At 46.5% G+C, this 18,850-nt stretch carries 16 protein-coding genes; 2 read left to right on the top strand and 14 right to left on the bottom strand.

Features of this window, described 5'->3' with window-relative positions; all coding sequences use genetic code 11:
• Positions 1 to 31 precede the first annotated feature (31 nt).
• From MKY74_RS13085 to MKY74_RS13065, 4 genes are all read right to left on the bottom strand, one after another.
• Positions 32 to 382 carry a VOC family protein gene (locus tag MKY74_RS13085; protein ID WP_076169066.1) on the bottom strand — a complete coding sequence of 117 codons (351 nt, stop codon included), beginning with the start codon at positions 380 to 382 and terminating at the stop codon, positions 32 to 34.
• 343 nt (positions 383 to 725) lie between these two features.
• Positions 726 to 1,361, bottom strand: a complete 636-nt coding sequence (locus MKY74_RS13080) for a LysE family translocator (RefSeq protein ID WP_076169068.1) — start codon at positions 1,359 to 1,361, stop codon at positions 726 to 728.
• A gap of 23 nt (positions 1,362 to 1,384) precedes the next feature.
• Positions 1,385 to 1,732: a hypothetical protein gene (locus tag MKY74_RS13075; protein ID WP_244169218.1), complete on the bottom strand. Its 348-nt coding sequence runs from the start codon at positions 1,730 to 1,732 to the stop codon at positions 1,385 to 1,387.
• Between the two features lie 275 nt (positions 1,733 to 2,007).
• Positions 2,008 to 2,604, bottom strand: coding sequence for a TetR/AcrR family transcriptional regulator (locus MKY74_RS13065; protein WP_076169070.1), 597 nt, complete (start codon positions 2,602 to 2,604; stop codon positions 2,008 to 2,010).
• 322 nt (positions 2,605 to 2,926) lie between these two features.
• Here MKY74_RS13065 and MKY74_RS13060 point away from each other — a divergent pair, with 322 nt between their 5' ends.
• On the top strand, positions 2,927 to 3,808 hold the full coding sequence (locus MKY74_RS13060; RefSeq protein ID WP_076169072.1) for an ABC transporter ATP-binding protein: 882 nt from the start codon (positions 2,927 to 2,929) through the stop codon (positions 3,806 to 3,808).
• A gap of 23 nt (positions 3,809 to 3,831) precedes the next feature.
• Positions 3,832 to 5,445 carry an ABC transporter permease gene (locus MKY74_RS13055; RefSeq protein WP_076169075.1) on the top strand — a complete coding sequence of 538 codons (1,614 nt, stop codon included), beginning with the start codon at positions 3,832 to 3,834 and terminating at the stop codon, positions 5,443 to 5,445.
• 462 nt (positions 5,446 to 5,907) lie between these two features.
• Here the strand turns inward: MKY74_RS13055 and MKY74_RS13050 are convergent, their stop codons facing one another.
• From MKY74_RS13050 to MKY74_RS13000, 10 genes are all read right to left on the bottom strand, one after another.
• Entirely contained in the window at positions 5,908 to 8,307 is a 2,400-nt protein-coding gene (locus MKY74_RS13050) for a hypothetical protein (RefSeq protein WP_076169078.1), read from the bottom strand.
• Between the two features lie 100 nt (positions 8,308 to 8,407).
• Positions 8,408 to 10,036, bottom strand: a complete 1,629-nt coding sequence (locus tag MKY74_RS13045; RefSeq protein ID WP_076169080.1) for an extracellular solute-binding protein — start codon at positions 10,034 to 10,036, stop codon at positions 8,408 to 8,410.
• Positions 10,037 to 10,042: 6 nt separating this feature from the next.
• A complete protein-coding gene (locus MKY74_RS13040; protein WP_084203807.1) occupies positions 10,043 to 10,939 on the bottom strand; it encodes a carbohydrate ABC transporter permease in 897 nt (298 codons plus the stop codon).
• Between the two features lie 25 nt (positions 10,940 to 10,964).
• Complete coding sequence (locus tag MKY74_RS13035; RefSeq protein WP_076169082.1) at positions 10,965 to 11,879, bottom strand: ABC transporter permease; 915 nt, start codon at positions 11,877 to 11,879, stop codon at positions 10,965 to 10,967.
• A gap of 160 nt (positions 11,880 to 12,039) precedes the next feature.
• A complete protein-coding gene (locus MKY74_RS13030) occupies positions 12,040 to 13,758 on the bottom strand; it encodes a sensor histidine kinase (RefSeq protein ID WP_076169085.1) in 1,719 nt (572 codons plus the stop codon).
• A 3-nt stretch (positions 13,759 to 13,761) separates the two neighbouring features.
• Positions 13,762 to 15,285 (bottom strand): response regulator transcription factor, encoded by a 1,524-nt coding sequence (locus MKY74_RS13025; RefSeq protein ID WP_244169248.1) that lies wholly within the window; start codon positions 15,283 to 15,285, stop codon positions 13,762 to 13,764.
• A 605-nt stretch (positions 15,286 to 15,890) separates the two neighbouring features.
• Entirely contained in the window at positions 15,891 to 17,351 is a 1,461-nt protein-coding gene (locus MKY74_RS13015; protein WP_076169089.1) for a multicopper oxidase family protein, read from the bottom strand.
• 121 nt (positions 17,352 to 17,472) lie between these two features.
• A complete protein-coding gene (locus tag MKY74_RS13010) occupies positions 17,473 to 17,685 on the bottom strand; it encodes a hypothetical protein (protein ID WP_076169091.1) in 213 nt (70 codons plus the stop codon).
• Positions 17,686 to 17,961: 276 nt separating this feature from the next.
• Positions 17,962 to 18,312, bottom strand: coding sequence for a VOC family protein (locus tag MKY74_RS13005; RefSeq protein ID WP_076169093.1), 351 nt, complete (start codon positions 18,310 to 18,312; stop codon positions 17,962 to 17,964).
• Positions 18,313 to 18,429: 117 nt separating this feature from the next.
• Complete coding sequence (locus MKY74_RS13000; RefSeq protein WP_076169095.1) at positions 18,430 to 18,837, bottom strand: DUF6220 domain-containing protein; 408 nt, start codon at positions 18,835 to 18,837, stop codon at positions 18,430 to 18,432.
• Positions 18,838 to 18,850: the final 13 nt, after the last annotated feature.

The following is an 18,850-nucleotide window of genomic DNA, read 5'->3' as shown; positions in this document are numbered from 1 at the left end:
TCCTTCCATTTTCTTTATGCCGCCCTTTGGTTTAACGATTGCAAACCAAGTAAAGGGTATTGCCTTCAGGATCGTTGAAATGCACGACATTGGCCGCCTTGCCTTCCACGGAATCGTGGAATGGAACGCCGCTGGTTTTCAGCGTTTCGATAGCTGACTCCATGTCCGCCACCTCAAACCCTATAGACATGCTGCCCGATTTTTCCGGAAGGGAACCTTGTTCTCCGGCAAGATGCAGGAGACCGATCGTCAATCCAGGTGCCGCGATTTGCGCAAAATGCCCGTCACCGTGCTGCAGCTCCAATCCCAAGGTTTCGGTGTAAAATTTCACCGCCTTTTTCATATCCGCTACCATTACAGTCACATTGCCGCTTTTGAACATCTTATATTTCCTCCTTAATCGTTTGATCGATTTTCATTATATCAAAATAATATAATAAGTAAATATATTTTATAGATATATTTTTATGGAAAAATGGTGAGAAGCTACGTAAAAAAGAGAACGCCCCCAAAGGGCGCTCTGTCTATCCGGGCAGCCTTGCGTCGCCCTCGATCCTGCCGCACGTGATGTGCCTTTCTCAAAGATGAGAGAAGTATGCTAGACTAAAACAGCCTTAGCCCGACGGGTAGCTCGAGCTAAGGCTGTTTAGACATTTTGTTTTATTCCACCGTCTACTTGACGATATCACTAAAGGGCGGCCTTCAATCTTGACGTTATTGCATCATTACTGTCTTTGGAATGCAACCTTTAGGCCTAGTCCGATATAGATTGTTCCGACGATTTTGCCGCTTAGGCGGCTTAACCGGCTTATCCATGTCCTCTCTTTAACCAGTTTTCCAAGTGCAGAGATACCTAGTACAATTGAGGTTGTATACAATGCACTTAAAATCACAAAGACGACACCAAGGATCAAAAACTGCGTGGCAGCTTGACCTCGTTCGTGATGAACAAATTGAGGCAAAAACGCCAGAAAAAACAACGCTGTCTTAGGATTAAGAACTTCTGCAACAGTTGCCGAAAAGAATGACTTTAAAGCTCCTCCCGATTTAACCTTTGGAAGTTTCGGATTTGATGGCTTTCTCATCATTTCGCGAACTCCTAAATAGAGTAAGTATACCGCTCCTGCATATTTAACCATATTGAAAGCTAGAGCAGAGGTCATCAGTATAGTGGAAAGCCCGACAGTAGCAAATAAGGTGTGAAGAAAATCCCCGATTGCGATGCCAAGCCCTGCCATAATGCCTCCTTTTCGCCCGTTTTGAACAGTACGAGTAATGGTAAGAAGAACGGCTGGTCCTGGAATTAAAAATAGAAGAATGACAACGATAACATATGCCAGTAAAGTTGAAAAATCCGGCATCAGGCTTCCCCCTTCAAAAGCACTCAAGGTGATATATTGTTGTTGCGGTTTTGCAGCCATTGTTCAAATTCAGCGGGTGTGCTCACTTTATGATCTAATACAGCCGTATAGATATCAAAGCTTTTCACCTGTTTACCATACTCGGCTCTCGATGCCCAGACGGTTTTGATCCGCAGGATAGAGAGAACCGCATCTTCATGAAGACGACCGGGCAACGTACGAATATGCCGCAGATCAGGTTGTTTCTCAGGATCGTCAACGAACCAAATATCCAGCGACCATTTGCTTCCGCTTTCAGACAGGTAATCCAACCCAATAAAATACCCATCTGGGTAGGCCGGATCAGTGTTCCAGCTACCGGTATCGTTCATAAATTTCATCTGCCGAATCTTGGGATTCAATATCAATTGCGAAGCAATTCCGGGCAGGCTGGGTCCGCTGACACTCGTATTTGCGTTAATCCAAAGGAAAAAGGAAGCAAAAATCCGTTACCCCGAAGAAAAAGTTCTGATCGGGTAAAAAGGAACTTTTTTCGCAAGACAAAAGAAGCACGCCAAGATGCATCATGCATCAAGGGTGCCTCCTTATTTCCGTATTGATTTCTGAGACATGGCCTGGGAGTTCCGCGCTTGTAAAAGGTTATGTCTTATTGGCTTGGCGCAATCCCCTTTATCAGTAATTCTGCCCATTGGGCGGTATAAGGGAGAATCTTCTGGTAGATATGCGGGCTGGAAATTCCCTCAACCAGGGCCTGGAAATAAATCAGAAGAAATTCATCCGAATATTTCAAGTCAACCTTCCCTTCTTTACGCCCACGGTGGAACAAATCCAACATAAGACTATAGCTTTCCTTGACGTATTGCTGCATCATCAGTGATAATCCGTCATCGTCCCTCTTCGTAAAATAATCCATTAAGTCCAAATAAAACTGTTTGTTGACTTTTTCCAGATATTTGATTTTATTCTGACTCATAGCAATGATGGTTTCTTCGAAAGGTTTATTTTCGGCCATGATTTTTTGGGCCGTTTCCCCCATTTGAGTTAAAAAACTTTTAAAAACCTCATGGATCAGGTTTTCTTTGCTTCCAAAATACTTAAAAATCGTCGTTTTGCCGACATTGGAGTGTTTGGCAATTTCATCTATCGTCACATTTTCTATGCCGGCATCGGTATTTATCAAGCGAAAAGTTGCTTCTAGAACTTGATTTTTCTTCTCTTGTGTCCTCTTCTCAAAACCATTCATACCTTATTCCTGCTTTCTAACTTTTATAACTAAAAAATATTCTTCAGGAGGATATCGTTCGTATTTTTTCTTCCTATTATTATATATCTGAAGTTATGAATTATCAAATACCCTGTAGTTCTAAATTGTTTATTTTTAAATTGACTAACGCGATAAATAGGTATATAACTGGTACTGTAAATGAACTTTGGTTTAAAACAAAGCTTAAAAATATGTTTTATGAACTATTATGTTGTTAACAGTTCATTATTTTTTAGAACAAAGCTTTGCTTTAAACTGGAAAGCACGTTACTAAAACTAGTTAAGAAGGAGTTTTAGTGCTATGACGGAGATTGTAAAAGTGCTGGGCTTGCAAAAAAGGTTCGGGAAATTCAAAGCGCTGCATGACGTATCATTTACGGTAAATGCCGGGGAAGTCGTCGGCTTTATCGGGCCGAACGGCGCGGGGAAATCGACAACGATTCGAACTTTGCTCGGGATCATCAATCGGGATGCCGGAGATGCGAAAATCTTTGGTAAGGATGTATGGAAGGACAGCCTGGAGATTCATAAACGAATTTCTTATGTTCCTGGGGATGTGGCACTTTGGGGCAGCTTAACAGGCGGCGAAATTATTGATTTATTTATGAAATTGCATGGCGGAGGAGACCAGCAGAAACGCGACTATTTGATTCAACGGTTTGAATTGGATCCGAAGAAGAAATCCAAGGGATACTCCAAAGGAAACCGGCAAAAAGTAGGCTTGATCGCGGCTTTGTCCGTTGACTCCGATTTGTATATTTTTGACGAACCGACTTCAGGCCTCGATCCGTTGATGGAAGCTGTCTTCCAGGATGAAGTTGAAACAATCAAGCATGCGGGGAAAGCCATTTTGCTGTCTTCTCATATTTTGAGTGAAGTGGAACGTTTGGCCGATAAGGTCGTCATTATTCGTCAAGGAAAAGTGGTTGAAGTCGGGACATTGGATGAGTTACGTCATTTAACCCGTTCTACTGTCACTTTGGTAACGCAAAGCAATGTGGCTAAAATGGCATCCGTTAACGGTGTCCATGATTTCAAGCAATCCGGTAATCAAGCGACATTCTCCGCGGACAACGAATTTATCAATGATATTTTGTCCGAAGCGGCAAAATTGGGCGTCAAGAAGTTTGAGTCCGTGCCGCCTACGCTGGAAGACTTATTCATGCGTCATTATGAAGTCTAATAGCGGAAACGGAGGAGATTACGGTGCAAGAAAAATTCGCACGTTCGCGTGTACTATTCGTCCAATATCTGAAACGTGATTGGAAAAAAATCATCATCTGGGTTTTAGGTTTAGGCTTGTTTTCGGCCGCTTATGTTCCGGCTTTTGAAGAAATCGGCAAAGGGCAAGGTTTGCAGGGAATGTATGAAACCTTGCAAAACCCTGCCATGATTTCCATGGTCGGCCCTACACCGGTTGATGCCGCATCCGATTATACTTTGGGTGCGATGTATGCGCACGAAATGTTGTTATTCTGTGGTTTGTTTGCGATGATTATCGCTGCTTTGCACGTGGTAAGCCATACTCGTAAAGAAGAAGATCTTGGGCTTACTGAACTCGTCCGTTCCTTTCAAGTAGGCCGGCAAGCCAATTCCCTTGCGGTGATCGCCGAAGTCGTCATGATCAATATACTCATAGCACTCATTATTGGCGGAATGATGACCAGCTATGGCGTAGATACGATTTCGGCCAAAGGATCCTTTTTGTTTGGCGCATCCATCGGGATGGCCGGAATCTTGGGAGCCGTGATTGCGTTAGTCATGGCGCAAATTATGCCGACTTCATCCGGTGCAACCGGTTCATCGCTCGGAATTGTAGGCTTGCTTTATATTTTCCGCGCCGGGACGGATGTGTCAAACGTTGATTTCTCAATGATCAATCCAATGGCCTGGACTTATCTGACTTATCCATTTACGGAAAACAATTGGGTCCCCCTGGTTTTATCTATAGCTTTCAGCGTTATTGTCGTGATTATCGCCTTTGCCCTGGAAGGCGGTCGGGATATGGGGGCCGGTTATTTGCCTGAAAGAGAAGGACCAGCGTCGGCAAAAAAATCACTGCTGTCCGTACCCGGCCTGTTTACCAAGCTAAACAAAGGCGTAATGATCAGCTGGATGATTGCTTTCGTCATCATGGGGGCTGCCTATGGTTCGATTTATGGAGATATGCAGACGTTCCTTGAAAGCAATGAAATCATGAGTCAAATGTTTACGATATCCGGCGTTTCCATTGAAGAAGCCTTCACCGGGACCATTATGATGGTCATGATCGGATTGGTTTCCATTTTACCTATCGCCATCGTGAACAAACTTTTCTCGGAAGAAGCGCGGCTGCATTTAAGCCAAATTTATGCTACAAAAGTGACTCGGGCTCAGCTCTATTGGACGAGTGTAGTTTTAGCCATCGTTGCCGGACTCGTTGGCATTTTGCTTGCTGCAAGCGGACTTGGGGGGACGGCCATAACCGCTATGGGTGACGGCTCGTCCATGAATATGGGGGATTTTTTCGCCGCAAGCTATAACTTCCTGCCTTCCGTGTTGTTCTTTACCGGACTTGCCGCCTTGGCATTAGGTTGGGCGCCAAAACTAGGTAAAGCCGTTTATGCGTATCTTGGCTATTCTTTTGCATTAAACTACTTTGGCGGCATTTTGGATTTGCCGGAATGGTTCTCGAAAACAGCCGTTCAAAGTTGGATTCCGCGGATGCCGGTAGACCCGTTTGATGCTGCAACGTTTATTACGATCACAGTGATCAGTATTGCCTTTATGGTTTTGGGCTATATGGGATATCGCAAACGGGATATGGTCGAAGGAGCTTAACCGCAAGTAAACGTGACGTAATAGAAATAATAATCGAGAAAAAACGGGCTGAAAAGAGTATTTCCGGCCCGTTTTTTTGTGCATTTAGATAGCCACAACACCGCTTGATCAGTATAGGTCGCAGCCAAATCATCATTCCGTGCCCCGCTTTCTGTGCCTCGGTTTTCATGCAATGACACCACAGGCACGCCTTTAACAAACGGGGGTCAGTCCCCAACCCTCTGCTCAATCTTTTGGTTTTAACCTCTAATCGAGATAGCTCCAACACAAGAAGGCGGAGATGACGGTACTTACTGTTTCAAATCAGGCGAGAAAAGCTCCTTTATTTATTCGTACCGAGGATTTGCTCAACCAAGTGGAAATAAAAATATTATTCAAGTAACCCCAAACTCAAGTAATTAATTCCTGAACACGTGCGAGATCAAACCGGACTGGCCTTGTCACTGCGCGGCAACTGCGCTGCTAAATCGCTTCGATCTGCTCCGGTTCACCCCGGGTGAACACTTTAACACTGACAACCGGCTTGGGATCTCCCTTGAATTTGCAACTGAACGACAATGTCTGCCCGCCTGCGGCTACAGTCGGTGCCTCGCCGGATGTCTTGACGGTTCTCAGGAGATTCCAGTTCTGATCATAGATTTTTCCTTCGGAGGTGCCCTCGCAGACCAGATACTCATTGACAGCAACTTCAGTTTCAAACGTCATATACGTACCGTTCGTATAAATCGTCGGACGCTCTACTACTGCATCTTCATTGCCGTAAGAAGGCATCACGCGCAGACAGAAACGGAGGGGCTGAGCCGCATACTTGTTGTAAAAGGTCCAATCAGCACCGCCTGGTTGGCCGGGCTGCAGCTCTTCCGGGCTGCAAACGAACGGTTTGGAAACAGCAATCGGATACAGCTTCCATCTCCCCCTTCCCGCTTCCTCCAGATGCCAGTCGCTTTTCGCATCGCAAAGCCGCTGACGCTGCTCTGCGGTAAAAACTTGCGCATGCCGGGCTTCCTCCCAGACACGCACGCTATCGAGCAATATATTGATATTGCCGTTACGCTCAAGTACAGCCATGTCGGCCACCAGTGAGAAGCCGGCGTTAAATCCTGCGGCTTTCGACAGCACCCATTCAATTTCATCCTGAGCAGTCGCTTCGAAGCGCTCCGAAGCAGAACGGATCAGGAACCAGCCGAGCATGGGCGGTATGAAATTTCGTTCGAAATAGCGCTGGTTGCTAAGCCGCAGTTCAAGTTGGCCATCCCGGGTGAGAGCACCCCACGGTTCACCCCAATTGAAGCGGGTAAATATATGCCATAAATAATTGGGCACAACAATACTCGCATCATTGATGACCTCGCTGCCCCAGCGCTCGTAGCACATATTCACGAATCGGTTTACGCCGTAACCGTCCTGTCCTGTCGCATACAAGCCTTCCAAACCGTCAAATGAGATTTGCTTTAGTCCAGCCTCAGCCATCAATCCGCCAATCCGTTCACTGAACCGGTCCTGCAGCCGGATATTCGGGAACACAACATCATACGGATGATCCCATAAACGGCCGATTTCCGAACCTTCCAGATGCGGGGCCGGGGCGGTTCCGTGTATGCCGCGTTTGACACCTGTCAGCTTCCACGGAGCGTTCTCCGAAACACCGCCATACTCGATGAGTTCCTTATCAATTTTGGCCGTACGCCGGAACAAGTTGGCTGTAAAAGGGCGAGGATCCTCAATCCCGATCTCCTGGTCGAGCGATCCGATCGATGCCACCAGCCTCGCCGTGCCGACCTTTTCCAGTCCTTCATCAGGAACGGGAGCAACATAAGGATCGTTCAGCGTTGTGAAGTTGGACAAGGTATGAACGCCGACATGCACCCCTTCGTTCTCCGCCAGCTCGACACATCGCTTCAAGCTTCGGTCTCCTTCAGGGAAATGCTTGGGCTTCAGCTTGAAATGCCCCCAGTTCTCAAACGGATCCGGATGGTATACATAGTTCAAACCGGCAAGCCTCGTATACCGTACGGCCGCTTCCATCGTCTCCTCAGAAAAATCGGTAATCAAATAAGACCGGGTAGCCACGAGCGACGTTTTCCCCCAGACACCGTCAAATTCCGGATGAGGCAGCCCTTCCCCAAGCTCAATCGCTTCAATTGTCGCCAGCACCCGATCAACCGTACAGCCGAACAAGGCAATTTTGGTTCCCGGAATATGGGCGTCATCACCGTCCATGCCCTCTACTTCTGCATTCGGCAAATTCCATACCGGGCGATGCGCGGGTTTGGTCCTGTTGCGGGCGAATGACTGCAGCAAGCTCCCCCCTTTGACTACAGGCCAGGCCGTGGACACTTCGTAGTCGAACTTATTGTCGGACAGCTGCCGTCCGCCGGAATCCGTATTGTCGCTGGCGGCATAGGTCGGCTGGACAAATGCCATCCTCTCCAGCTCGGCTGGCCATCCCCCGACAGTTTTCATATTCAGTGCCTGCATCCCGATGGCAAAATCACCGCCTTGAACAACGCCTACCGATTCTCCGATCGAGGCGTCAATCGACATGACGATCGGTCCCCAGATCAAGGTATCTGGATCTGCACCGTCGATACGGATCACTTCAAAGGTTGCGTAACATTCCTTGCTTGCTATGGAAACGGTCACGATAGCTCCACTAGGATAATGTAACGTCAGCTCCCCTGACGCTGCATTGTATTTTGCCGCTGAAGGCGCTTCTAACTGCTGCCCGGTTGCAAGACGAATGAGCGGCGAGTTATACGCTGTGTTCGCATACGATTTCTCGCCTTCTGCATCTGATAGCGTCGTCACTTCCCCGGTATCGCTGATTCGAATAGCCATCGATCCAGCCTGTATATTAAGCATGGTTTGGTGTCCTCCTTAATGACCTCTAACGTTTTAGGGAATGTAAGGAGGCCCCCTCATCATCTAACGCCGGAATAAGGCCTCCCACTTTTCTAACAAATTATTTTAAATTTTCATCATATATTTTTTGAGCTTCTTCCAGCACCTTGTCTCCGCCCATCTTCTTCCACTCGGCAACAAATTTGTCGAATTCATCGAGAGATTTGCGACCTGTAATAAAGTCGATGTAGGTGGTAAGCGTGAACTGTTTTAATTTATCTTGATAATCGTTGTATACCGGCTTATTGAACGGTGATAAAATATCGATTACTTGTGTACCTTTCGCCCGGGTATCTTGCGCCAAATTGCGCAAGTCTTGATCCGACGTATATGCGGTTTGGAAATTGTAGTCATTGAAGGAGCCTGGCAAAGAGAAACCGCCGATTCCTGCTTTTTTGCGTACTTTTTCATCATCGTACGGCGGGATGAATTCGATCGTGCCTTTATCACTCTTCTTCCAGTGCTGACCTTCCACGCCGAAGTTCATCAGCTCATACTTAGCCGGATCAAACTCCGTAGCTTCAAATACCTGCATATATTTGATCAGCTTGTTTTGATCCTGTGCCAGCTGCTTGCCGAACATGATGCCGGAAGCGTAAGCCGGATTGTATTGCGAGATACCGTAGCTGCCATTTGGACCCTTGACGCCGCCCACCGTTTCAAAATTAAATTCCGGGTGCTTCTTTTTGAGCTTGTCATACCATTGTTCGCCGCCCAGGAAAGCATTGCCCGGAAGGAATGACCACCAGTAGAATTCTATGGCGCCGATCTTGTCGGCCAGCACTTTATCCTCAACGTTGCTCCCTTTGTTAACGACAAATTCAGGGTCGATCAACTCATTCTTATACCAGCGGTTCAGCACGGTAAGCGCCTCTTTGGCCCCCGGCTCAATCTCGCCGCGGACAATCTTGCCGTCTTTTTGCCGGAAAATATTCGGATACGCATCAAAGGCGCCAAATACGGAACTGAACATCGCTTCGACATTATCTGCCGAAGCGGTGATGCCATAGGTATCCTTTTTGCCATTGCCGTCCGGGTCGTCATTTCGGAATTTGGTAAGCGCTGTTTCCATTTCTTCCAGCGTTTCCGGCGTTTTGGCGATACCGACCTTCTTCATCCAGTCACTGCGGAAAGCAAGCTGGATCCCGTCGATTCCGATATCCCATATAACCGGCAGTCCATAGATTTTGTCTTCTCTTCTTACATATTTGAAGGGATCATCGCCAAGATATCTTTTCAACCATGCAACGTATTTGGGCATATACTGCTCGATTAGATTCTGCGGGATCTCAGTCGCAACCCCTTGCTCTATCAGCTTGTCGTAATCCGGAAAGTTCGGTTCCTTCCACCAATCGGGGATCTCGTTAGAAGCGATCATCAGGTTCAGTTTTTCTTTCATTGCATCTCTTGATGAACTAATAAAATCAATATCGATGTTGTACTCCTGTTTCAGCTTCTCAACAATCGGTGAATTCGTGGTTGTCGCATCATCCAAATTCCAAAATGTCAGCTTCATCTTCTCCTCGGCCTTGGTTCCATTCTCCGAGGCGCTGCCGGGATCGGCTCCCTTGGTGGATTCCGACTTGCTGCAGGCCGACAGGACTGAGATAAGCAGGGCGCCTGCCAATATTCCGTTCAACCAGCTTCTCTTCAATTTAATCATCCCTTTCTTGAGATCGCTTTCAAGCATGATTAATCAACCTTTAACCGCGCCGATCATAACGCCTTTAACGAAATATTTCTGAATAAACGGATATACCACGAGCATCGGAATAATGGAAAGCATGACGACCGTCGCCTGCAGCTGCCTGCCGGAGAAGACAGTCTCCTTCCCTATGTTCTGGATCACATTATTGATATCTGTCATATCGTTCTGAATGATGATTTTGCGCAATACAATTTGCAGCACCTGCTTGTGCGGATCTGAAATATAGATCATGCTGTCGAACCAGGCATTCCAGTGCCCGACTCCGACCCACAGAGCAATGGTGGCAAGCACGGGTTTTGAGAGAGGAATGACGATTTGAACGAATATTCGAAGATAGCCGGCGCCATCGACTCGGGCCGATTCTTCCAGTTCATGTGGAATGGATCTGAAGAAATTTCGCATAATCAGTACGTTGAATGTTCCGATCATACCGGGGATGACAAGTGCCCACAGCGTGTTCAGCATATGAAGTTCTTTGATGATGAGGTAAGTAGGGATTAAGCCGCCGCCGAAGAGCATCGTGAACAGGATGAAGCTGGTCAGCGTCCGATTGAACGGAAGGTCTCTTTTGGCCAGCGGGTAAGAGGACAGCGCCGTAAAGAATACGGATACAACGACGCCTACGGTCGTACGAACAATGGTATTCCAGTACCCTCTCCACAGTTCATCGAACTCCATGGCCAGTTTGTAGCTTCCAAATGTCCATTGCTTGGGGAAGAGAACCAGGCCCGTGGCATAAGCGGCTCCTTCCGTATCCGCTCCGTCAAGCGAAATGACAATTTGCGTCCAGAACGGGTACAGCGTAGCGATCATGATCAGCAGCATAATCAGATACAGCAGGGCGTCCACCACTTTGTCCCCCGTCGTCTTCTTGATGTTCATCATACCGACCGCTCCTTCGTTAGAAACTCTACCATAATGCGTGCTCCTTCCCGCCCAGCCGCTTCACTACAGTATTGACGGTAACAATCAAGAGCAAAGCGATGACCGATTTAAACAACCCTACGGCTGTAGCATAACTGTAGTCCATTTCAACCAGGCCTTTGCGGTACACATAAGTGTCGATAATGTCCGCGACGTTATACACTTTGACATTGTACATATTGAAGATTTGATCGAATCCGGCATCCAGTATGCCCGACATGGACAGAATGAGCATGATAGCGATTACAGGAGCAAGCATAGGGATGGAGATGTGGAACATCCGTTGAAAGCGTCCGGCGCCATCCATGACAGCCGCTTCATGCAGTTGGGGATCAATATTCGATAATGCAGCGAAATAAATGATCGAGCCCCAGCCAAAGCCCTGAAAGATGGACGTAACCACAAGAATTGTCCGAAAATATCGTTCATCTGCCAGAAAGAGCGCTTTCTCGCCGCCAAACAGGTGGACAATCATATTGACCGGACCATCAAGCGAGAAAATCGTAAAGAAAATTCCCCCTAATACAACCCAAGAGATGAAGTGCGGCAAATACGATACCGTCTGTACCACCCTTTTGAATTTCGTACTGGTAATCTCGCTTAGCATTAAGGCAAACAGAACCGGAACGGGGAAACCAAAGAGAAGCTTGTATACACTGATAATGAGCGTGTTGCGTAGTACCGTGTAGAAGTAGGGATCTTCAAAAATCATTTCAAAATGCTTGAACCCGACCCAAGGACTTCCTAAAATCCCCTGCGTAATCTTGAAATCCTTAAAAGCCAGCAGCACACCATACATCGGAGCATAGTTAAAAATGATGTAATAAATGACCGCTGGGACCATCATCAGCAGCAGGACACGATACTGCTTGATCTTTTTTCTGGTAACTTTTGTCATCATGCGTTATGCACCTTGGATGTACACGATTCTTTCATTGTCATCACCCCTTTCTATAGTGAAAACTATAGCAGAGGCTCAAAGTAAAGAAATTATCAAATATTTTCGAAATGATTCAGTTTTTTACGGACTTCATGGGGCTTGTCAGCTGCCAAAATTCGTATCATCCATCCATGGTATTTTGATGATATTGCGGGACGGTGATGGTCATGATCGTGCCTCGCCCTAGCTGGCTGCTGACGGAAATCCCGTACTCCGGCCCGTACAGAAGCTGTATTCGGTCATTCACATTTTTTAGCCCGTAGCCGGTGGAATACACCGTCAGAATTCTCTCGGCCGTATCCGGCGGCATTCCCGGCCCGTTATCTTCCACGTCAAAGACTATCGCGTTGTCACATAATCTTGCCCTCACTTTCAGCAGGCCGCGTCCCGCCTCCTTCTGGTCAATGCCATGGAGGATCGCATTCTCGACAAGCGGCTGAAGGATCAGATGGATCGTGTAGCAAACGTATACCGCTTCCTCAATTTCATATTCAACGTCAAAGCTGTAGTCACGCATGATCTGGATAATTTCCACATAGGACTTCATATTTTCGAGCTCATCCCTGACGGAGGTAATATTGTTCCCCCGGTTGAGCGCCGTCCGGTAAAACTTCGAAAGAGAGGTCACCACGTGGCTGATCTCATAAGAGTCGCTTTTTATCGCCTGCCAGTTGATGAAAGATAACGTGTTGTACAAAAAATGCGGGTTGATTTGCCACTGCAGCGCTCTCAGCTCCGCCTCCTTCTGCACAATTTTGCTGCGGTAGGATTCGTCAATCAATTCATTAAGCCTGATCAGCATTCGTCCGAACCGGTTTGTCATCTCTCCGATCTCGTCTCTGGACGTGCTTGCCACCCGAAGGCTCAAATCCCCCATCTCTACCCGCTTCATCATAGAGTTGAGCGCATAAATGCGCCGAATCATCGTTCGGGAGAAAATATAAATAATAACGAGCAACGCAGCAATGCAGATCAGAATCAAACCCAGGGTAACCCTGATAATTGAGCCGGCTCCCTCTGTTAATTTCTTCGTTGGGACAAAGCAATAGAAGGTCCAGTTCGTCTGCTGGATTTCCTTCTTGACCAGAAAAAATGAAGTTTGCCCGTCCCTGATCAGACTACCGTCTTCATTCGACAAATCCCCGGACAGCAGGTACTGACGCTGCTTAGCGTTTGGGTTGGCATAGATTAATCGCTGATTCTCATCTGCGATGAAAATAGCATTCTCCTGTAGTGTATTCGATAAATTAAACAAATCCTTCGAATTGATCCTCATATAGACGAGGTTCGTATTTCCTTTCGTATAAAAGCTGGGGAACTGCGCAGTCACGATCAATCCGTCGTCGAAAAACCATTGATTCCGGTTCGGAGCCGCCAGAAGGGCATCATGGTACCACCGCTCCTCGCTAACCCGTGATGCGGAGAGAAGAGCATCTCCATATTCCGGAACGGAGCTTTGAGTGTAGAACGTGATCTGTTCAATGTTCTGGTCCATGTTTTTCATCATGTTAAAATACGGCATCAAGTAGCCGTTCAGATCGCGGGACAAATTAACGAGGTCGATATAGTCGTTCGTCACAATTTTCTCAAAGGTCGTATTATAAATAATAGATTGTATCGTATGATTGTACCGTTCCAGAGACTTCTCAATGCTCTCCGTGATCGTGCCCGCGTTCTTTTCAATTCCCTGCAACGCCTGATACTCCAACATTTGCTTGGACTGATGATAGGCGTATAGCCCGAGCACCAGAATGGGGATAATGATCACCGTCAAATAGGATACGAACAGCTTGTGCCTGAAACGCATCCCGTCAAATAGACACAACCGCTCCCGTCTCATGGCTCAAATATCTCCCCGGTATTGTGATGGTGATACGCCATAATGGCTTTTGAACAACGAACTGAAATAGGGAAAATTGCTGTATCCCACATCCTGACTGATGTCGATAATTTTACGGTTCGTCGTCAGCAGCAGTTCCTTGGCTTTCTCCATTCGGTACATGGTGATGAATTTGTTGATACTGATCCCTTTTTCCTTTTTGAACAAGTAACTTAAGTAGCTTGGAGACAAATAGACCTGCTTCGCCAGCCATTCCAGCGATAGATCGGTTTGGTACCTGGTATGTATCATCCGAACGACTTCCTCGATCGCCTTCGGCATCCCGTCCCTGTAACCTTCGCCAGAAGGAATATGCTCATCCAAAATAACCTGCATCACTCTGCGCAAATCGTGCAATCTGGCCGCGTTATTGATTTTCTCAAGTTCTTTCTTGAACAAGCCGGGTTCTTTGCTCGAAGTTTCGTCAAAGATCGATCCGACGATCTCCATGCATACATATTTGATGTAGACGACGGAGAGCTGCTTGCAGTTCTGTACGGTGTCGAACAATTGCTCGAACCTCAGTCTGACAATACTCCAGCGGCTTAGCTGGATATACTGCTTGATTTCCTCCATGGCATTATGGACGGAAGCCATCATATCGCCCTCCCCCGTCAGGAACGTCCGGTTTGCCTGCAGCACGGTTCCTTCCTCCAGAAAAAAAGAAATCTCCAGAAGGGGCTCCAGTTCCTGGTAAGCCTGATACAGCTGATTGGCCTCGTCAATCGGACCGCTAACAGCAACCATCATGTTCTGGCCGTAATCTTCCTTGACCCGGTTGATGATTTCCAGACCCAGCTCTGTAAACACCTCAACTGACTCATCCGCAGCAGCTTCAACGAGAAGCAGCCCCTGAAACTCATTCAAATGAATCAATTCAGATCCACGGTCTACCGCCTCCGCCAGCTTCACTTCAAAATCCTCCCGGTCAAACAGCCGGCTGCGCGAAGTTAACATTAGCATACGGATCAGGGAATAGCCGCATATGCTGCTGATCGGCATCGTCACCGGTTCCTTTTCGGTTTGCCCTAGAATGAGATTGGTGAGTACCTTCTGCTTCTCGAAACGGACCTCCTTCAAATAGGCTTCCTGCATCCGCTCCTGCTTCTCTTTCTGCAGCCGTTCCTGTTCACACTGCTGAATCACATTGGACAATACCTTGACGAACTCTCCAACCTGAACCGGCTTCAGCAAATAGCGTACCGCCTCCAGGCTGATGGCGCGCTGTGCATACTCGAATTCGCCGTAGGCGCTCATGAAAATAACCTTGATAGGCCGTCCGGTTTCCCGTACTTTCTCTGCTAGCTGCAGTCCGTCCATTCCCTTCATCCGAATGTCGGACAGCAAAATATCGACGTCATGGTGATCCAGATAAGAAATCGCCTCTTCGCCGCTTCCCGTTTCGGCGATTTCCAGATCAAATCCATATTTCTCTACCAAAAAACGGACACCATCCCGCTCAAACTTGTCGTCGTCAACAATGAGCATCTTTAGCACATCTTGCACCACCTTATACCCAAACATAATGAATTTAAATGGATGGCATGTACGACCAACTCTGCACGCTCACTCAGCAAAGTTCTCCATCCTCGCGCACAAAGGCCAAAATATAAAGCGTTTACAATTCGGAACAATTCTAACACAAATGTATAGGTCGAATAAGATCCTCGATTATCATTTTGTGCCCTTTTCCCGGAACTGGTGTTTGATGCATCTGAGGGATAAAATGAAGATCGGGGTAATCGGTATTTCAGGAAAAGGAAAATCAACTCTTTTGAATTTTCCCCCGAAAAATGCAAAATTTCTATAAAGTTAAGCTGCCTAAAGATCTTGAAGAGGAATACTTTGATTGGCGCCTCAGAAAGGAGCGAATACAATATGATATTTACAGTTCCACTTCGTATGTGCTTGTCTGCTCTTGTCCATCCTTTTTCCTCCTTGCTAAGTTTGAGCGGTTGGCAGACCAGCTCTAGCTTATCATTAAAGGTCAAAGGATGACTACTCATAGCTATAAGCTTGACTGAATCCCCAGTCGAACTGGGGGGGTTCTTGCACAAATAAAAACGGCAGCCAAGCAGCCGCCGTGTCTTATATTAATTTTCATGACTTCCCTTGCTTAACTCTTTCGATACTTGGGATTCGGTGCCTGGTTCGACAATGACAAACTGCCCCATCATCCCGCTATCCTCATGATACAATAAGTGACAGTGATACATGTACGGTGTATCGGGATCAGGATAGCTTCCAAAGTCAACGGCCAGTCTGACTGTTGTGCCATTCGGAATAAAAACCGTATCTTTTCTCCCACGCTCATATAATGGTGGCAATTCTCCATTCTTGTCCATTACGGTGAATGCTGCATCATGAATATGGAAGTTATGATCCCAACCCTTATTTGTGATCTCCCATATTTCACGTGCGCCAGCCGGAATAACCTCATCAATACGATTCATGTCCATTTCCTTGCCATTAATTGCAGATTTCGTGGTGAGCTCAAATTTACGGACCTTTACGTTTTCGGGAACATCGATCAGCGGCTCAGCAGTCAGGTGATTCGGGAGTGGCGAAGAAGCCGATAAACTTGTATCCGCGATCATCTTGACGAGATCAAATTCCCCATTCTCGATCCCGTCTTTTCCTGCAAAGCTGTGCAAGATCGTTTCTTCGCCAGGTTCAAACTCCACCACGATCTCTGTACGTTCACCCGGACTTAGCAACAAACGATCTAATAAAACCGGTTCAGGTAAAAGTCCCGCATCATTGCCGAGCAAATAAAATGAACGATTATCCGAAAAGCCGATATTATAAGCTCTCGCATTCGAACCATTCAGCAATCTAAAACGAACCTGACTTGCAGTGATCTCCAGGTATGGATCGTATGTCCCATTGACTAAGATTTGATTGCCTAACAACCCAAACGGAGTCATACTCATATTTTCGTTAAAAGAACCGTCACCCTTAATTAATTTATCCTGGATGATCATCGGGATATCGTTAACACCATATTCCGAAGGCAGCTTTTTAGACTCCTCATCTTCAACGATAAATAATCCTGCAAGACCGCGATAAACGTGCTGCGCTGTCTTCCCATGCAAGTGGGGATGATACCATGTAGTCGCGGCTGGCTGCTCGATTGTCCAATGAGGTTCCCAGGTTGCTCCTGCTTCGATCATCTGATGCGGTCCGCCGTCCATGACTGCGGGTAATCGCATCCCATGCCAATGCAAGGTTGAGGTTTCATTCAATTGATTGATCACATCGAAAGAAACTTGGTCGCCGCGCGAAACCCGGAGGGTAGGACCTAAATAAGATCCGTTAATTCCCCAAGTGGGTGTCTGCTTCCCTTCCAAAAACTCAGTCGATCCTGACTGCATGGTTAAGGTAAAGTGTTTCTTCCCCTCTGAATCCGTCCTTGGCTCAAGTATTGGCGGAATTTGCAATGGATTCTTAAATTCGAGCTTACCGACGTTCGTGGTCGTATCCTCATCACATCCAGCTAATGAGAATGCGGATAAAATGAGCAGCAGCGTGAGCAGTTGAAGGTGTTTTTTCATGTTCTATACTCGCTTTCCTCATTGATGATGAAATCAAATTAAATTTTGAACATCTTTTTAATTACTGACGCAATCAATCCTGAGCATAATCCCCAAATGGCATGGATAACGATGAATACACTCAATCTTGCCCAGCTTTTTTTGTAAAACGTCTGGTCAGCATGACGGCGGCTATCCCCCCGGCTAAAGGTAATATCATAGAAAGAGCTCCGATGAACGTGACCGGCAACGTGTTCATTTGCCGCAACACGATCCGCACGATGAATTCAAAAAGGATAAACCCTACTAACATGCCAGCAACAAAAGCGAGAAACAGCATTCCCGTCTTCTTCATTCCTATGTCTCCCCCATGTCTCCTTTTATTCTCAATAAGTCTACATGTGACTCGTTTATGTAATGATCATATTAGAGGAATATTGTGAACTTATGACGATGAGTTGCGGTACCTGTGAACTTTTAAAAAGATATTTTAGAAGCAGGTTAATTACGAAAAAACAATGTAATACGAACACAAAAAAGGCCAACCAAAAGTTTCTGGCTAGCCTGATAATACGAACCGCTAAAAAGCACAGTAAAAGATTTTGAATTGCAACTATTTTCAATGAATTATTTAAAGATGGATCAGAATATTGATAAGTTTCCCGAATGGGTCTCTGACAAAAAAGCGCCGAACTCCCCATGGCTCATCAGTGGGTCCATACTCGATGTGAATGCCTGCTTCTTTTATACGAGTTAACGCGGCATCAAGATCATCAACCTCAATTGACAGATCAGGCACAGGTGCCCCGGATCCTCCCTCTGACAGGAAACTAACCTGAGCGCCCATTTTCCCATGCGAACCGTATGTTGCAATAAAACCCATATCCATTAGTTGATCAAGTCCAAGTAACTCTCCGTAAAAATACGAAGCTTTTGAAGTATTCTGCGTCTCAACATTTGCAACAATTCGTTTGATCTTCATTTTTCATCCTCCTAAAGTTTGATATCCAATTTTTACTCAACCATAGTCCCGTTCGAGGAACAATTTAGGTCCTTCTGTTCTCCCAATTATTTTATCCATGCTCATGTCTCCGCTCATCTATACTTTCGCCATTTCCCTCATCATCAACAACGCGTTCAAGAACAAGCCTAGCGATATGACGGGATGAACCGCAGCCGCATATCCGATTTCTTCCGAGAAGACAGCCGTCGCGAAGATCAAAAGGATTAGGCCGATCAGCACCAAACTCTTAATTTTAATTCCCTTGGGCAGTCTGGCCGGAAAAGACAATATAAACAACAAAACGGGGATGGGCGCGAAATACATGGCAAAATTGCCGTGCATCCCCCATTGTGACGAATCTACAAACAGTGCGAATCCAGCCAAGAACACCTGTAACGCGATGCAGATAGAAAAAAGTATGTTCAATATGATAAAACCCAGCCGCGCGTATTGAGCTGCTGCCGGCAGCGAAGAGCGGGTTGCGGTCAATTTCTGTACATCCATCGTTTAACGATTC

It is taken from the genome of Paenibacillus sp. FSL R5-0378, assembly GCF_038009285.1.
In the GTDB taxonomy this organism is placed as follows: domain Bacteria; phylum Bacillota; class Bacilli; order Paenibacillales; family Paenibacillaceae; genus Paenibacillus_AQ; species Paenibacillus_AQ favisporus.
The sequence above is the reverse complement of the archived record's forward strand: the minus strand, read 5'-3'. Positions and strand labels throughout refer to the sequence as shown.

Bases quoted from the DNA above. Each gene is read 5' to 3' on its own strand.
- MKY74_RS13010 (WP_076169091.1), bottom strand. From the start codon at position 17,685: ATGAAGAAGACGGGAATGCTGTTTCTCGCTTTTGTTGCTGGCATGTTA.
- MKY74_RS13080 (WP_076169068.1), bottom strand. From the start codon at position 1,361: ATGCCGGATTTTTCAACTTTACTGGCATATGTTATCGTTGTCATTCTT.
- MKY74_RS13065 (WP_076169070.1), bottom strand. From the start codon at position 2,604: ATGAATGGTTTTGAGAAGAGGACACAAGAGAAGAAAAATCAAGTTCTA.
- MKY74_RS13045 (WP_076169080.1), bottom strand. From the start codon at position 10,036: ATGCTTGAAAGCGATCTCAAGAAAGGGATGATTAAATTGAAGAGAAGC.
- MKY74_RS13015 (WP_076169089.1), bottom strand. From the start codon at position 17,351: ATGAAAAAACACCTTCAACTGCTCACGCTGCTGCTCATTTTATCCGCA.
- MKY74_RS13060 (WP_076169072.1), top strand. From the start codon at position 2,927: ATGACGGAGATTGTAAAAGTGCTGGGCTTGCAAAAAAGGTTCGGGAAA.
- MKY74_RS13000 (WP_076169095.1), bottom strand. From the start codon at position 18,837: ATGGATGTACAGAAATTGACCGCAACCCGCTCTTCGCTGCCGGCAGCA.
- MKY74_RS13050 (WP_076169078.1), bottom strand. From the start codon at position 8,307: ATGCTTAATATACAGGCTGGATCGATGGCTATTCGAATCAGCGATACC.
- MKY74_RS13075 (WP_244169218.1), bottom strand. From the start codon at position 1,732: ATGAACGATACCGGTAGCTGGAACACTGATCCGGCCTACCCAGATGGG.
- MKY74_RS13005 (WP_076169093.1), bottom strand. From the start codon at position 18,312: ATGAAGATCAAACGAATTGTTGCAAATGTTGAGACGCAGAATACTTCA.
- MKY74_RS13085 (WP_076169066.1), bottom strand. From the start codon at position 382: ATGTTCAAAAGCGGCAATGTGACTGTAATGGTAGCGGATATGAAAAAG.
- MKY74_RS13030 (WP_076169085.1), bottom strand. From the start codon at position 13,758: ATGAGACGGGAGCGGTTGTGTCTATTTGACGGGATGCGTTTCAGGCAC.
- MKY74_RS13025 (WP_244169248.1), bottom strand. From the start codon at position 15,285: ATGCTCATTGTTGACGACGACAAGTTTGAGCGGGATGGTGTCCGTTTT.
- MKY74_RS13035 (WP_076169082.1), bottom strand. From the start codon at position 11,879: ATGATGACAAAAGTTACCAGAAAAAAGATCAAGCAGTATCGTGTCCTG.
- MKY74_RS13040 (WP_084203807.1), bottom strand. From the start codon at position 10,939: ATGATGAACATCAAGAAGACGACGGGGGACAAAGTGGTGGACGCCCTG.